15 protein-coding genes and 1 pseudogene are annotated in these 14,254 nt (G+C 36.4%); 3 read left to right on the plus strand and 13 right to left on the minus strand.

What is annotated here, in order from left to right:
• Positions 1 to 17: 17 nt before the first annotated feature.
• Entirely contained in the window at positions 18 to 1,337 is a 1,320-nt protein-coding gene (nhaA, locus tag A9Q93_RS11555) for a Na+/H+ antiporter NhaA (RefSeq protein WP_303687563.1), read from the plus strand.
• A 2-nt stretch (positions 1,338 to 1,339) separates the two neighbouring features.
• Here the strand turns inward: nhaA and A9Q93_RS11560 are convergent, their stop codons facing one another.
• Positions 1,340 to 2,122 carry an enoyl-CoA hydratase-related protein gene (locus tag A9Q93_RS11560; RefSeq protein WP_303687564.1) on the minus strand — a complete coding sequence of 261 codons (783 nt, stop codon included), beginning with the start codon at positions 2,120 to 2,122 and terminating at the stop codon, positions 1,340 to 1,342.
• Positions 2,123 to 2,318: 196 nt separating this feature from the next.
• Here A9Q93_RS11560 and A9Q93_RS11565 point away from each other — a divergent pair, with 196 nt between their 5' ends.
• Complete coding sequence (locus A9Q93_RS11565; RefSeq protein WP_303687565.1) at positions 2,319 to 4,436, plus strand: T9SS type A sorting domain-containing protein; 2,118 nt, start codon at positions 2,319 to 2,321, stop codon at positions 4,434 to 4,436.
• 33 nt (positions 4,437 to 4,469) lie between these two features.
• Here the strand turns inward: A9Q93_RS11565 and paaD are convergent, their stop codons facing one another.
• The 7 genes from paaD to paaE all read right to left on the minus strand — a co-directional run bounded on the left by paaD (position 4,470) and on the right by paaE (position 9,270).
• Positions 4,470 to 4,967 carry a 1,2-phenylacetyl-CoA epoxidase subunit PaaD gene (gene paaD, locus A9Q93_RS11570; RefSeq protein ID WP_303687566.1) on the minus strand — a complete coding sequence of 166 codons (498 nt, stop codon included), beginning with the start codon at positions 4,965 to 4,967 and terminating at the stop codon, positions 4,470 to 4,472.
• A 49-nt stretch (positions 4,968 to 5,016) separates the two neighbouring features.
• A complete protein-coding gene (locus A9Q93_RS11575) occupies positions 5,017 to 5,376 on the minus strand; it encodes a four helix bundle protein (RefSeq protein ID WP_303687567.1) in 360 nt (119 codons plus the stop codon).
• 106 nt (positions 5,377 to 5,482) lie between these two features.
• Entirely contained in the window at positions 5,483 to 6,283 is an 801-nt protein-coding gene (paaC, locus tag A9Q93_RS11580; RefSeq protein WP_303687568.1) for a 1,2-phenylacetyl-CoA epoxidase subunit PaaC, read from the minus strand.
• A gap of 53 nt (positions 6,284 to 6,336) precedes the next feature.
• Positions 6,337 to 6,690 (minus strand): four helix bundle protein, encoded by a 354-nt coding sequence (locus A9Q93_RS11585; RefSeq protein ID WP_303687569.1) that lies wholly within the window; start codon positions 6,688 to 6,690, stop codon positions 6,337 to 6,339.
• 40 nt (positions 6,691 to 6,730) lie between these two features.
• Positions 6,731 to 7,015 carry a 1,2-phenylacetyl-CoA epoxidase subunit PaaB gene (gene paaB / locus A9Q93_RS11590; RefSeq protein WP_303687570.1) on the minus strand — a complete coding sequence of 95 codons (285 nt, stop codon included), beginning with the start codon at positions 7,013 to 7,015 and terminating at the stop codon, positions 6,731 to 6,733.
• 59 nt (positions 7,016 to 7,074) lie between these two features.
• A complete protein-coding gene (gene paaA / locus A9Q93_RS11595) occupies positions 7,075 to 8,028 on the minus strand; it encodes a 1,2-phenylacetyl-CoA epoxidase subunit PaaA (protein WP_303687571.1) in 954 nt (317 codons plus the stop codon).
• Positions 8,029 to 8,193: 165 nt separating this feature from the next.
• Complete coding sequence (gene paaE, locus A9Q93_RS11600) at positions 8,194 to 9,270, minus strand: 1,2-phenylacetyl-CoA epoxidase subunit PaaE (protein ID WP_303687578.1); 1,077 nt, start codon at positions 9,268 to 9,270, stop codon at positions 8,194 to 8,196.
• A gap of 150 nt (positions 9,271 to 9,420) precedes the next feature.
• Between paaE and A9Q93_RS11605 the strand changes: the two genes are divergently transcribed.
• Positions 9,421 to 10,011 (plus strand): hypothetical protein, encoded by a 591-nt coding sequence (locus tag A9Q93_RS11605; protein WP_303687572.1) that lies wholly within the window; start codon positions 9,421 to 9,423, stop codon positions 10,009 to 10,011.
• A gap of 136 nt (positions 10,012 to 10,147) precedes the next feature.
• Here the strand turns inward: A9Q93_RS11605 and A9Q93_RS11610 are convergent, their stop codons facing one another.
• The 5 genes and pseudogenes from A9Q93_RS11610 to A9Q93_RS11630 form a co-directional block, all read right to left on the minus strand.
• On the minus strand, positions 10,148 to 11,668 hold the full coding sequence (locus A9Q93_RS11610; protein ID WP_303687579.1) for a GH3 auxin-responsive promoter family protein: 1,521 nt from the start codon (positions 11,666 to 11,668) through the stop codon (positions 10,148 to 10,150).
• Between the two features lie 167 nt (positions 11,669 to 11,835).
• Positions 11,836 to 12,699, minus strand: coding sequence for a hydroxymethylglutaryl-CoA lyase (locus tag A9Q93_RS11615; RefSeq protein WP_303687573.1), 864 nt, complete (start codon positions 12,697 to 12,699; stop codon positions 11,836 to 11,838).
• 55 nt (positions 12,700 to 12,754) lie between these two features.
• Complete coding sequence (locus A9Q93_RS11620) at positions 12,755 to 13,372, minus strand: LysE family translocator (protein ID WP_303687574.1); 618 nt, start codon at positions 13,370 to 13,372, stop codon at positions 12,755 to 12,757.
• A gap of 84 nt (positions 13,373 to 13,456) precedes the next feature.
• The gene (locus A9Q93_RS11625; protein ID WP_303687575.1) at positions 13,457 to 13,750 is read right to left on the minus strand and encodes a hypothetical protein; all 294 of its coding nucleotides are present in this window, start codon (positions 13,748 to 13,750) and stop codon (positions 13,457 to 13,459) included.
• Between the two features lie 33 nt (positions 13,751 to 13,783).
• Positions 13,784 to 14,254, minus strand: a pseudogene (locus A9Q93_RS11630) (dihydroorotate dehydrogenase (quinone)); the annotation flags it as partial.

The raw sequence follows: 14,254 nt of genomic DNA on the forward strand, positions 1-14,254 counted from the left end.
TAAAGAAAACCAACACCATGACCAGAAAATTACTCACACCATTCCAGAAGTTTGTTCAACTAGAATCTTTTAGTGGTATTTTACTTGCCATTGCTACCGTAATCGCACTTATCTGGGCAAACAGCTCTTTTTATGATAGTTATGCTGCTTTTCTAAATTTTGAAATAGGTTTCAGTTCTGACTTTTTCAGCCTTAAAAAACCATTGATATTATGGATTAATGATGGTTTTATGGCTATATTCTTTTTCCTTATAGGATTAGAAATCAAAAGAGAAGTTTTAGTAGGCGAACTCAACTCTACCAAAAAAGCATTATTTCCTTTTTTTGGTGCCTTAGGTGGAATGAGTGTTCCTGTTTTATTATTTTTCATTCTCAATAATAATCCAGAAACACAAAGCGGTTGGGGAATTCCTATGGCTACTGATATTGCTTTCTCACTAGCCATTCTCAAAGCACTAGGGAAACGTGTACCGCTGGCTTTAAAAGTATTTTTAACAGCATTTGCTATTGTAGATGATATAGGTGCTGTGCTGGTTATCGCTATATTTTACTCTACTTCTTTACAACTGGATTTGCTCCTATATGCGCTTCTAATTATAGGATCTGTAACCCTATTTTCTCTTAAGGTGCGCTACTCAAAATACATCAACATTTTTGCTGGAATTATAGCTTGGGTATTATTTCTTAAGGCAGGAATTCACCCTACACTAGCTGGAATTTTAATGGCATTTGCCGTTCCCATGCATCGTAAGATCAAAGGAACTGGCTTTATAGAACAACTTAAGAACCTGACTGATAAGATCTATTCTAACTCAAATCCACAAGCTGTGTTGCTGACTAATGACCAAATAAAAAATATAGATCAGTTAGAGGACCTAACAGAAAAGTATCAATCTCCTTTGCAAAGCCTTGAGAACCGACTACATGATTGGGTGGCTTATTTTATCATTCCTGTTTTTGCTCTTGCCAATGCCGGCGTAGCGCTGTCTAGCGATGTACCTCTAGAATGGACTCTCATTATGAACCTTTCTATTTGTCTGGTTTTAGGAAATAGTATAGGTATAAGTAGCATAGTATTACTTGCTCAAAAATTAAAACTGGTTCAAATTCCTCACGGAATTACAAAACGACATATCATAGGCGCCTCGTTTATTGCTGGAGTAGGTTTTACCATGTCTATTTTCATAGCCACTCTTGCTTTTTATGAAACACCACAATATGTGGATAGTGCCAAAATAGGCATACTCATAGGTAGTTTAGTAAGTGGTGCCATAGGAGCCACGATACTATATATCTCTGGATCTAAAAAAGATGATCAAAAAGCAGAGGTTGCTTAAAATTACTTTCCTTTAAATACAGGCTTACGTTTCTCCATAAAACTCGCCACGCCTTCGGCATAGTCTTCTGTAGAAGCGCTTTCTATTTGCAGTTTACTTTCTAACGCAAGTTGTTCTTCTACGGTATTGTTATACGATTGATTAAGCGCTTTCTTTGTATTAGCCAGTGCTACTGTAGGCAAAGCAGCTAGTTTTTGTGATGTCGCTTTCGTGAAATCGAGAAAATCTTCATCCTTTACCACCTTATAAATCATTCCCATTTGGTCAGCTTCTTGTGCTGTAATTTTATCGGCAAGCATCATGGCAGCACTTGCTTTACCAAAACCTATTAATCTAGGCAAAAAGAATGTCCCAGCACTATCTGGAATCAGTCCTATTTTTGAAAACGCCTGTATAAACGCGGCACTTTCTGTGGCAATCACAACGTCACAGCATAAGGCTATATTTGCTCCTGCACCAGCGGCAACCCCATTTACAGCGGCAACTACAGGTTTTTCAAGGTTTCTTATTTTAAGAACTATAGGATTATAATGATCATCCAGAATGGCTTTGAAACCTGGATTTAGTTCTGGATCTGTTATTTCCTGAATATCTTGTCCAGCACAAAATGCCTTGCCGTCACCTATAATCATTACCGCTCTCACTTCATCGTTTGACACACATTGATCCAGCGCATCTTGCATCGCAAATGCCATCTCACGATTAAAAGAATTGAATACTTGTGGTCTGTTTAAAGTTATAGTTGCAACGCCATTCTCGACGTGCATAAGGATAGAATTTGACATTAAATGATGTATATTAAATATCGTCTTCGACAAACTCAGACTGACATTTTAGTTTTAAAAATTTATTATAAAGATAGTGGTTGTTACGCTTTCGCGAAAGCGAGATAAAAACTATTAATTCTATTTAAAATTACAATTAACAAGCACAAAATTGCTTCCTGTAAACAAATTAGTATTTTTATAAAAAATAACCAACATGAAACTTTCTCACTTACTGCTATTTACCTTGTTTACTATGATTACTACAGCTCAAAATGAACTTGATTTTGATATGGATGTAACAAATGCATGGTTAGGAGGCTACAGTAATATTACTTATGTAATCACCAATAATTCTTCAAGCGATATAACTAACATCACAATAAATCATCCTGATGCGTTAGTAAGTAGTTTTGTATTAAACCCTTCTACTCTAGCTCCTGGTGTAACTGCGACTGCGACTGGAAGAGTGGCCATCGCAGGTAACCGAGTAAATGGAAGAATACCATTTTTAGGAAGTACTCAGGCAACGGCAACTGGTTTTTTTAATGGAGCAACCATTACAGAATTGTCAGACGGAAACGATACACAAGGAAACAGAGTCGATGATGGTTTTTCTCATTATTTTATTTCAGAACCTCAAAATTATGGACTTATTTTCATAGATGACAATTTAAACGGTCTTTATGATATAGGAATAGATACTGTTTTTCCTGGAGCAATTATAAACGCTGCTGACGATCTCGGTAATCAAGCTGTACTTCAAACTAATGAAACTGGCTGGTGGTATTTACCTGACGGATTACTATTTTCAAATAATAACCTTGCTGTAATAGATAGAACTTCCTTTCCTTCAGCATTTGCTAATTATGAGCCGCTTAATGGCGACATTCCATTTAGATTACAACTTACTCTTGCGTCTCAGTTTAGGTATGAAAATGGTTACGTGGCAAACAGTAATATAGGAACTATGGAAGCAAAAGCTTTTTTAGACACAAATCTTAACGGTATGCGAGATGCAAATGAAATTAATGTTCCTAATATTAATTTTGAATTTATAGCAAATAATGATCCTGCAACAAGTACAATTATTAATAACGGAAGCGGGAATCCTATTTATAGACTTGATTTCTCTCCAGGTGTTCAACTTAACGACGTTATTGCCACTACAATTAATTCTAGTTTTTTCACCGTGACTACTCCATTTTTTGATGATGTATTAACGACTAGTGGTTCTACTACTTCGTTTGATTTTGCAATTAGCGAAGTTTCTTCTTCAAATAGAGATGCTGCTGTATACCTCACAAATTTGAACTCGCCTAATCCTGGTTTTGAAAGTGCAACAGCAATAGTTATAGATAATCTTATTAATGGAACAGCAACTGGTACATTACAGTTTAACAACGATTCAAGAGCTACCATAACTTCAGTTATCGATCAAAATGACACTGACCTTCTCGCTAACGGTAGTGCGACACTCAATACTAGCGGCTTTAGTCTATCCTATTCTATTACAGATTTTGAACAGCAATATGTTTATGTGATCATGTCCACTCCAGTAACAGGCGTGCAAATAGGAGATACTTTTACTCACACGGCATCCATCAACTCTACTTCTATAGATAACGATGCAACAAATAATAGCGCATCACTTGATGTGGTTGTAATTGCGTCGTTTGACCCTAACGATGTTACAGAAAGACGTGGAGAGACCATTCCTATAAATACATTTTCTAATACCGATTACTTAGAATACACTATCAGATTCCAAAATTTAGGAACCGCAAGTGCACAGTTTGTAAGAGTACTTTCTGATTTGAACTTTAGACTCGATTCTTCTACTTTTGAAATGATCTCTACTAGTCATAATTATACGTATCAAAAAGATGGAAATTCCTTAGATTTTTTCTTTGATAACATTCAATTACTACCAGAAGTCGTAGATACTGAAGGTAGCAATGGTTTCATAAGATATCGTATCAAACCACTGCCAGGATATGCAGCAGGAGATGTCATCGCTGCAAGTGCAAGCATCTTTTTTGATTATAACGCACCTGTAATTACAGAAACTTGGTTCACCACGTTTGATGTTCCTGCTTCTCTAAATGATATTAATAAAATCGCTGCTTATCCTATTCCCATGACAGGCAACACACTTTATTTAAATAATTTTGAAACTGGTGAAGCACAACTTTACTCCTTAGACGGTAAAGAAATATGGAATGGAAATGTAGAAAATGGAATTATAAAATTCAATGCAATTAATACTGGGCTTTATATTTTGAAAATCGTGGCAGGTCAGAAGGTTGTGACAATCAAATTATCTAAAAAATAATTGATTAAGGATTCCACTTTCGCGAAAGCGAGATTATTTCAAACACTTAAAATAATCAAACGGCTCTAGACAATCTTCACATTGGAACATCGCCTTGCATGCGGTAGATCCAAACTGGCTGACCAGCTTCGTATTTTGTGAACCGCAATTAGTACACTTTACCTGTTTCTTATCGTTGAGCAACACATCTTTATCGGCTGTTTCTTCTAGTGGAGCGGCGATACCGTATTCCTCAAGCGCTTTACGACCACGCTCCGTAATCCAGTCAGTCGTCCATGGTGGACTCATTATTAATTGAATTGTTGTAGAATAACCATGAGCTGCAAATGCTCGTTCTAGATCATCGCCTATAACATCCATCGCCGGACAACCGCTGTAAGTAGGCGTCAATTTAATAGTAATCTCTTTTCCTTCTACTATAACTTCTCTAATAACTCCTAAGTCTACTACGTTAAGTACTGGTATTTCAGGATCCTTAACAGATTCTAAAATATTTTGAAGGTCTTGAGATATGTTATAGTCTTGGATCATAAGAATAGCGAATATCGATTAAAGATTAACGAATACTGAAATTTTTGAATTAGGAATTTTTAGCTTTTGAAGTTTTAATACTCGCAACAAGTATTGAAATCAACTGATTCTTCTCATCAATCAGTTTTTCTACTTCAGTTTTATTCTTAATAAGTGAAGCTCCTTTTTGAATTTTAAGGTTCACCATCGACTCTCTTAATTCTTTTAATGCGATTTTCATTTTATGAAGAAAGTCTTTGTGTGACTCCGCACTTTGTGCTTCGCCATAATTTAATGCTGCGGCCGTGGAACTTCTTATCAATTGCTTACACAAATGATTTGACGAATAACTATTATTCATTGAATGGTCTGCTACTTTTATAATATCAACCGAGAATTGAATCAAACGACTTTCTAAATCAAATTTCATAAATTCTCATTTTTAAATTTCGATATTCAATATTCATTATTCGATATTCGATATTGGATATTTCTCTAAATAATTCGAGGTCAAATTCAAATTTGAGTTCAACTTGTTACCATTTCGAGTCAGGATAAGCACGCTGCATATACTGCATATCGGCAAGAATATATCCCATGTGTTCACTGTGTAAACCTTCTTTTCCGCCTTTTTGGAAATATTCTACTTCTGGAATTTCTAGTGTTGCTGTAGAAAGCAACTCACCTACTTTATCATAGTAGTATTCTTTTAACTGTAACATATCTGGTGCTACACCAGAAGCAATCATTGCATCATCTGCATTGGTGGTGTGAAACAACTCATCTGTATAAATCCAAAGATCATTTACCGCTTGTTGTACACGTGTTTTACTTTCTTCAGTTCCATCACCTAAACGTTTTAACCAATCTCCAGAAAAACGCTCGTGATAACTTGCTTCTTTGATTCCTTTAAAGGCCAATGCTCTTAAAGTCTCGTCTGCACTTTGTTGTAAAGCATTTAAAAATAACCTATTGTAAACATCAAAGAAAAACTGACGTACAATTACATAACCAAAATCTGTATTAGGCTGTTCTACCAATAACACATTTTTATACTCACGTTCTTTTCTTAAAAAGGCAATATCATCTTCAGTAGTTTTATCACCTTTCAATTGTGCGATATACTGATAAAAACTACGTACTTGACCTAGCATATCTAATGAGATATTAGTCAATGCGATATCTGGCTCTAAATTAGGTCCGTGACCACAAAGTTCTCCTAGACGTTGTCCTAAGATCAAATAGTTATCTGCCACACCTAAAAGATAGTCGATCAGGTGTTGTTTATTTTCCTTGGACTCTAGGAATTGTGGATTTAGTTCTTTTATTGGTTTCATATAAAAGTTTAAGTTGAAGTTTAAGATAAAGCTTAACTCAGCCTTATTTAACTCTATGACTTAGATTTGATTATTGCTCGTAAAATTTTAATTAATTCTAAAGACTCTTGTGATAATTTCTCAAGCTCAGTTTTATCATTTAATTCTGCTCCTATCTGAATTAAAAGATTATTTCGACATTCTTTTATCTCTTTATGAGCAATGCTGAGTTTATTTAATTTATCTTTTTGACTACTTGCGCCTAAGAATTCACCAAAGTTTAATGCTACAGATCCTGAAGAACGAATGATTTGTTGTTGATAATAACGGGAAGCATAATCAGTCCAGTCCGCTTGACGGGAAACTTTCACCATATCTACGGCAAACTTGATTAATCTATCCTCTAAATCATATTTCTTTCCATCCATATTTAAACTTGACCTTAGACTTAAGTTTATGCTTATAGAATTACATGTGTTTTAGTTCTTCAGGCAACTCATAAAAAGTAGGATGTCTGTACACTTTATCGCTAGCTGGTTCAAAAAGCTCACCACTGTCGTCTGGACTACTGGCTGTTATATTTTTAGATTCTACTACCCAAATGCTCACACCTTCATTTCTACGTGTGTAAACGTCGCGAGCGTTATTCATTGCCATTTCAGCATCTTCGGCATGTAAGCTACCGCAATGTCTGTGTTCTAATCCGTTTTTAGATCTTATAAAAACTTCCCAAAGTGGAATTTCTTGACTCATATGATTTTAAATTTAAGTTTAAACTTAAGTTTAAGTTTAAAAAATTGCTCGTATGCTGATTAAATAGCTTGAGCGGTTTGTGTTTTTTGTTTTGCCGCATAAGCCGTTGCTGCTTCACGTACCCAAGCTCCGTTTTCCCAAGCATTGCGACGGTCGTCGAGACGTTTCTTGTTCATCGGTCCGTGGCCTTTTACCACTTGCCAAAATTCGTCCCAATCGATTTCACCAAAATCATAACTTCCCTTTTCATCATTCCATTTTAAATCTGGATCCGGAATAGTAAGTCCTAAAAGTTCTGCTTGTGGTACTGTTTGATCTATAAATTGCTGGCGTAATTCATCGTTGGTCTTACGCTTCAACTTCCATTTCATGGATTGCTCTGTATGCGTACTTGCCGCATCTGTAGGACCTAACATCATCAATGACGGCCACCACCAGCGATTCAATGCATCTTGTGCCATTTCTTTTTGCTCTTCACTACCGTTACATAGGGATAACATAATTTCATATCCTTGGCGCTGGTGAAAACTTTCTTCTTTACAAACACGCACCATCGCACGAGCATAAGGTCCAAAAGAAGTACTACACAATGGTACCTGATTAATAATCGCAGCACCATCAACTAGCCAGCCTATCGCTCCCATGTCTGCCCAAGTCATCGTTGGGTAATTGAATATCGAAGAATACTTTGCTTTACCAGAATGTAAATCTTCATAAAGTTGCTCACGAGTAACACCTAAAGTCTCACAAGCACTGTATAAGTAGAGTCCATGACCAGCCTCATCCTGCACCTTTGCCAGTAGCGCTACTTTGCGTCGCAATGACGGTGCACGAGTAATCCAGTTACCTTCTGGTAACATTCCTACAATTTCAGAATGGGCATGCTGGGATATTTGTCTGATGTGCGTCTTGCGATACTTCTCAGGCATCCAGTCCTTAGGCTCAATCTTTTCATCTCTCGCAATTTTAGCATCAAATTGCGCTTCTAAACTTTTGATTTCTGCTTCACTCATGGTTTATATGTTATTGACGCATCGCATGCGTCTGTGATACTTCGTTGTGGACGCATCGCATGCGTTTGTGATGTTCGCATGCGATGCGAACTTACTTTTCTTTCTATATACTTGTTGCGGTTCCGCTTTCGCGAAAGCGATATAACAACATACTTTTTTTATACTCTAGACATCGTAGTCTACAACAAGTTTCTTACTCGTTGGAACACTTACACAACTAAGCACAAATCCTTTCTCAACTTCTTCATCAGTCAGTGCATAGTTCACCTTCATGGCTACGCTGCCTTCTACCACTTTACATTTACAGGTACTGCACACACCACCTTTACAGGCATATGGCAAATCTGCTCCAGCACCTATGGCACCATCTAGGACGTTATCATAATCATCATCTAGTACAAAATGGAATTCTTTACTACCGTCTATAATGGTCACATCTACACCATCGACCTTTTTCTCTAGTGCTGCCGCTGCTCTAGCTTTATCTTCTTCACTTAATCCACTAACAAAAAGTTCAAAATGAACATTTTCTTTCTTCATTCCTGCAGCGACTAATTCATCTCTTATTAAGAAAATCATCTCTTCTGGACCACAGATAAAAGCATGATCTGTATGTGGTGCGTTTATTAACGTCTGTGTGAGCGTTTGTAATTTTTCTTGGTCAAAACGCCCATTAAACAATGGAATATCTCTATGCTCACGACTCAAGAAATAAAAGACCTCAAAACGACTTAAATACTTGTTTTTAAGCGCCTCTATCTCTTCCTTAAATATAATCGATTTTACGGTTCTATTAAGGTAGAATAGCTTGAATTTTGCATTAGGTTCTTGAGCTAGATGTGTCTTTATAATACTCAGCATAGGAGTAATTCCACTTCCTGCGGCAAATGCGATATAGTTTTTAGCCTCATTTTCTCCGTATGGTTCAATTCCAAAATCGCCGCTAGGTGCTGCCACTTGCAACTCATCGCCAGTTTTTAACTCGCGATTTACATAAGTAGAAAATTTACCTTCAAAAATTTCTTTGACCGCAACCTTCCACTCATTATCCAGCGGACTGCTGCATAAAGAATAACTGCGTCGCACATCTTCACCATTAATCATAGCGCGCAAGGTCAAAAACTGACCTGGACGATAGTTAAATTCTTCTTTAAGTTCTTGCGGAACGTCAAAGGCAATTACCGTAGTATCGTCAGTCTCTTTATAGACTTGAGATAATGTTATGTTATGAAAGTTGCTCACAGATATTAGGTCGTTAAGTTTACACAAAACTAACACTTGTTAGTTTGGAAAGCAAGCGCCTTTTTTAAGGATGCATTTTACAGTATCGTTAATTAACCTTTAACGCTATTTTCACGACATCAAATCATTACCTCTCGTATATTGCTATATATGCAATACCCAAATATTACAGCTCCAGATTCCATCTTAAAAGAAGCAGAAAAAGCGATGTCTTTTTATCCTGCTTTACAGAATACTGAAATTGAATTTAAGTTCAATGATATGGTGCGCAAGAATTTCATGCAAGCGCAACCAACTTATAAAAGTATTTTTAAATCACGCCATAATCGCAGTTACATCATTTTAATAAGCAAAGAATTCAAAGTAGAAAATGAAATTTTTACTATTAAGGAAATCCCTAGCGATGTATTAACTGGATGGTTGGGTCATGAATTAGGTCACGTAATGGATTATCGATCACGTTCTACCATAGACATGATTTTCTTTGGACTTAAATATCTTTATTCTCATGCACATATTCAAGAGGTAGAACGTGCCGCAGACGACTATGCCGTGCGCCACGGTATGGGAGAATATATTTTAAAAACTAAAAATTTTATTCTTAATCATACCAGCCTGTCTGAAAAATATAAAAAACACATGCGTAAATTCTACCTGTCTCCTGAAGAGATTTTAGAATTGATTAACCGTTATGGAGAAACTGGAGAAAAGCCTAGTCAAGATGAACTAGCGCCTAATTAGTCGGTGAGTTGGTGAGTTGGTGAGTTGGTGAGTTGGTGAGTTTTTCTTTGCTGCGCAAAAAAAAATCAATTGGCACGGAATTATAATTTTCTCAATCACTCAAAAACAAAGACTCAGAGACTCAGAGTTAACAAACTCAAAGCCTACTCACAAACTCTTCCCAGGCTTTAAACTTCTCTTCATCCATTACCTTTTCCATTTTAACCTGACCACCTTTTTTCTTATTGTGATCGTTCCATTTGGCAAACGTTTCTGGTTGTACTTTATGAACTTGCACACCTTTTAGTGCCTTAGTTCTGGCTACTTTATAATTTTTATTAGCTTCTTGTAGCGATTGATCAAGAGCATCTGCAAGTTCATTTTCTGAGGTTTCTGTTTCAGTTCCTAGATACCATACATGCTGAAATTCTCCATTAATTTTCTTGGCAGAAACGGTAAACTCCTTAATGCTGGTATTGAATTTTTCTTGCAGTTCTGTAATTGCGGTTTCCATCTTAAGAACTGATAACTGACTACCTACTACGTTTAAGAAAAACTTAGTTCTACCGGTAATTTTAATTTCTGCTTTTTCTACATCTGTAAATTTTATTGTATCACCTATTAAGTAACGCCATGCACCAGATACTGTCGATATGATTAAAGCATAATCGACCTCTGGTTCTACCTCAGCCATGGTTAGAACTGGCGCATCATCAGTAATGCTACCATCTTGTTCTACATAGTCTGGTTGAAAAGGCACAAATTCAAAATAGATACCTCCATCTGTGATTAATTGCATAGCATCAGTTTCTGGTCTTTGCTGGCAGGCGATAAATCCTTCACTAGCAAGATAAGTATCAACTATCTGAACTGGCTTTGAAAACAGTTTTTCAAAACTCGAGCGATAAGGTTCAAAGGCTACACCACCAGAAGTATAAACCGACAGATTAGGCCATATTTCATGAATGGAATCAACATTATGATGATCCATTACTTTTCTGAGCATCATTTCTAACCATGATGGGATACCACTCAACATTCCTATATCCCAGTTTTTAGCCTCTTCGGCTATTTTTTGAACGCGTTCATCCCAATCGTCTATGGACGATATTTCTTTTCCTGGTCTGTAAAAAGAGTCTAAAAACTCTGGAATATTACTGGCAGATATTCCACTAATTTCTCCTATCGTAAAACCATTTTCTTCACTCAAATCTGTAGAGCTTCCTAGAGCCAGCACTTCGCTTTCAAAAACATCAGTAGGCAAGTCAAAATTAGTCAATGCGCTTACCTGTCTGGTTCCAGCAGATTTTATAGCTGCAATCATTTCATCTGTAACAGGAATAGTTTTAGATTTTTTTCCTGTCGTACCACTTGACCTAGCAAGAAATTTTGGTACGCCTGGCCATGTGATATTAGGTTTTCCTTCTTTCATGCGAGACCACCATTGCTCGTCCATTTTATGATAGTCGTAAAACGGTACCGCTTTCGCGAAAGCGTGCTCCATATCATCATCATCTAAAACAGCATTAAAATCATAATAAAGACCGAAAGAGGTGTTTTTTGCAGTTTTCAATAAATTTTTTAAAACCTTGTTTTGTGCTTCTACGTGATTTGTAGTAGAACTCACAGATTCATGTAGGTTTAAAGCTGTTTTAATTATAGGTCCTATTAACGCCATGGTAAGTTGTAATTTACTCAAAAATACATCTAAGCCTTTTTATAAAGGGTTAAGAATGTGGTAAGGTTTATAAAATTTTGTGTGACAGATGGAGGTAATCTTTGCGAGCCTTATACCTCATATTAAATAAGAATAAAAGCATTAATGTATTTAAAATGCGATTGTTATTAATGATACTTCGTAAAAATCTTAGTCGCTTCATTATAACTGCTTTCAAACGGCATAGCATTTACATTTGAATCTACTTTTGCAGCGCCAAAATAACTTACCATTTTCTCTGTAGGCATGTTTCCTGTAAGTTCGTCTTTTGCCATCGGGCAACCACCGAATCCTTGAATTGCTCCATCAAACCTGCGGCAACCTGCTTTGTAGGCGGCGTCTACTTTTTCATGCCATTTTGTAGGTGTGGTATGTAGATGAGCACCAAATTCTATATCAGGATATTTAGGTATCAAGTTAGAAAATAAATAGGTAATCGTTTCTGGATCAGAGGTTCCAACAGTGTCAGAAAGGGACAGAATTTTCACACCCATTTTATATAACTTCTCGGTCCACTCACCTACAATCTCAACATTCCAAGGATCTCCATAAGGATTACCAAAGCCCATAGAGATATAAACTACAAGCTCTTTATTATTCTTATTTGCGAGATCAATAATTTCCTGCAACAACTCCACACTTTGCGCTATAGTTTTGTGCGTGTTACGCATTTGAAAATTCTCAGATATAGAAAATGGATAACCTAAATATTGAATTTCCGAATGTTCGCAAGCAGCTTGTGCGCCACGTAAGTTGGCTACAATAGCGAGTAGTTTAGAATCGGTTTTTGAGAGGTCTAGTTTAGAAAGAACCTCAGCGGTATCCACCATTTGCGGTATCGCCTTAGGAGAAACAAAACTTCCAAAATCAATAGTATCAAAGCCGCATCGTAACAAAGACTGAATGTATTGCACTTTCAAGTCTGTAGGGATAAATTCTTTTATTCCTTGCATCGCGTCACGTGGACATTCTATGATTTTTACTTTTTCCATTGAGCTGCAAATATAAGCTTACGCAAAGGTTTGCGAAAATGATTTGACGACTTGATTAAGGAATCAAAATCGCTACCGCAATTCCTATAAAAACAACAATCTGCGTCCATTTCATAGATGGCGCAAACCATTTGGATGATTTGATAAAACTTGCTGCTTTGCCAGCTAAAAGTGCTATCGTATAAAAAGTAAGTAAAGAAACTAACATAAAAACACCACCAAGCATATAGATTTGAATCCAGTCTGAATAGGAATTCTCTATAACAAACTGTGGTAATAAAGCTAGAAAGAATAAGGTTACTTTAGGATTCAACAAATTCATGGTGATTCCTACTTTGTAGAGTTTCCATAGACTTTGAGAAGAAGCATTTGAATCGCCAAATTCTATAGACGCGTCTGACTTGAAAATTTTATAAGCGAGATAGAGCAAGTAAATGGCTCCAGCAATTTTTATAGAATACAACAACCATTCATTATCTCGAATTATAACCGCAAAACCTAATGCAACTATAGAAGTGTGAACGATACAGCCTGTAATTAAACCACTAGCGATAGCGATACCGTATTTAGAACCTCTTGCTACAGATTGTGTGAGTACAAAAATATTATCTGGTCCTGGGCTTAATGCGAGAAGTAAGGTTGCCAGCGCAAAGGATATTAGAGTTTCTAGCATAAAGTGAAATAAATTTCAAACTTACGTAAAACAAAAAAACTGCCTGAATCAACAGACAGTTCTTGTAAATTTAAGTAAATAAAATTACTTATCTTCAGGTAGACGTTCCTGTATAACTTTATAAACAATATTATTTTTAATATAATACGCTTCACCGACTCTAGTCGATGAATAGCCATCAGTATTTCTAAACGCTCTGCTATAAACATAAATCTCCACTTCTTCTTCTTGTCGAATAGCGAGAGGTTCTCCTTTTTTCTTTACTAATTCACTTTTAGTTTTTCCTTTCCATTTTTTAGTTGCATAGTCTTCTACAGTAGCGCAACTGAATATAAAAAATGCAAAAAGGACTGGTAATAAAAATTTAATGTTTTTCATATTTCTTAAAGTTTTATCAAAAAAACAAAAAAACTAGCGAGCTTTCCTAATTATTTCTTCGTTAATCTTCTTAATCAACGCTGGACCTTCATAAACAAAACCTGTGTACAACTGCACCAGACTGGCGCCAGCATTAAGTTTATCTATAGCATCTTGTGCGGTCATGATTCCGCCGACTCCAATGATAGGGAAAGCACCGTTGCTTTTATCGTACAAAAATGAAATGACTTCTGTAGCGCGATTTGTTAGTGGTGCACCGCTTAAACCACCGGCTTGATTTATGAGAGATTCCTTAGACTGCAAACCTTCTCTAGAGATGGTTGTGTTAGAAGCGATTACTCCGTCAATTTGAGTATCTTCTACAATTCCTATAATATCTAGCAACTGATCGTTAGTCAAGTCTGGAGCGATTTTAAGAAGTATCGGTTTTCTTTGAGGCTTTTTATTATTTAAGTCTTGAAGTGTTTGAAGTATATGCGTTAAGGGTTTTCTGTCTTGTAACTC

Source organism: Nonlabens dokdonensis (assembly GCF_002162835.1).
Lineage (GTDB): Bacteria > Bacteroidota > Bacteroidia > Flavobacteriales > Flavobacteriaceae > Nonlabens > Nonlabens dokdonensis_B.

Bases quoted from the DNA above. Each gene is read 5' to 3' on its own strand.
- nhaA (WP_303687563.1), top strand. From the start codon at position 18: ATGACCAGAAAATTACTCACACCATTCCAGAAGTTTGTTCAACTAGAA.
- A9Q93_RS11560 (WP_303687564.1), bottom strand. From the start codon at position 2,122: ATGTCAAATTCTATCCTTATGCACGTCGAGAATGGCGTTGCAACTATA.
- A9Q93_RS11565 (WP_303687565.1), top strand. From the start codon at position 2,319: ATGAAACTTTCTCACTTACTGCTATTTACCTTGTTTACTATGATTACT.
- paaD (WP_303687566.1), bottom strand. From the start codon at position 4,967: ATGATCCAAGACTATAACATATCTCAAGACCTTCAAAATATTTTAGAA.
- A9Q93_RS11575 (WP_303687567.1), bottom strand. From the start codon at position 5,376: ATGAAATTTGATTTAGAAAGTCGTTTGATTCAATTCTCGGTTGATATT.
- paaC (WP_303687568.1), bottom strand. From the start codon at position 6,283: ATGAAACCAATAAAAGAACTAAATCCACAATTCCTAGAGTCCAAGGAA.
- A9Q93_RS11585 (WP_303687569.1), bottom strand. From the start codon at position 6,690: ATGGATGGAAAGAAATATGATTTAGAGGATAGATTAATCAAGTTTGCC.
- paaB (WP_303687570.1), bottom strand. From the start codon at position 7,015: ATGAGTCAAGAAATTCCACTTTGGGAAGTTTTTATAAGATCTAAAAAC.
- paaA (WP_303687571.1), bottom strand. From the start codon at position 8,028: ATGAGTGAAGCAGAAATCAAAAGTTTAGAAGCGCAATTTGATGCTAAA.
- A9Q93_RS11605 (WP_303687572.1), top strand. From the start codon at position 9,421: ATGCAATACCCAAATATTACAGCTCCAGATTCCATCTTAAAAGAAGCA.
- A9Q93_RS11610 (WP_303687579.1), bottom strand. From the start codon at position 11,668: ATGGCGTTAATAGGACCTATAATTAAAACAGCTTTAAACCTACATGAA.
- A9Q93_RS11615 (WP_303687573.1), bottom strand. From the start codon at position 12,699: ATGGAAAAAGTAAAAATCATAGAATGTCCACGTGACGCGATGCAAGGA.
- A9Q93_RS11620 (WP_303687574.1), bottom strand. From the start codon at position 13,372: ATGCTAGAAACTCTAATATCCTTTGCGCTGGCAACCTTACTTCTCGCA.
- A9Q93_RS11625 (WP_303687575.1), bottom strand. From the start codon at position 13,750: ATGAAAAACATTAAATTTTTATTACCAGTCCTTTTTGCATTTTTTATA.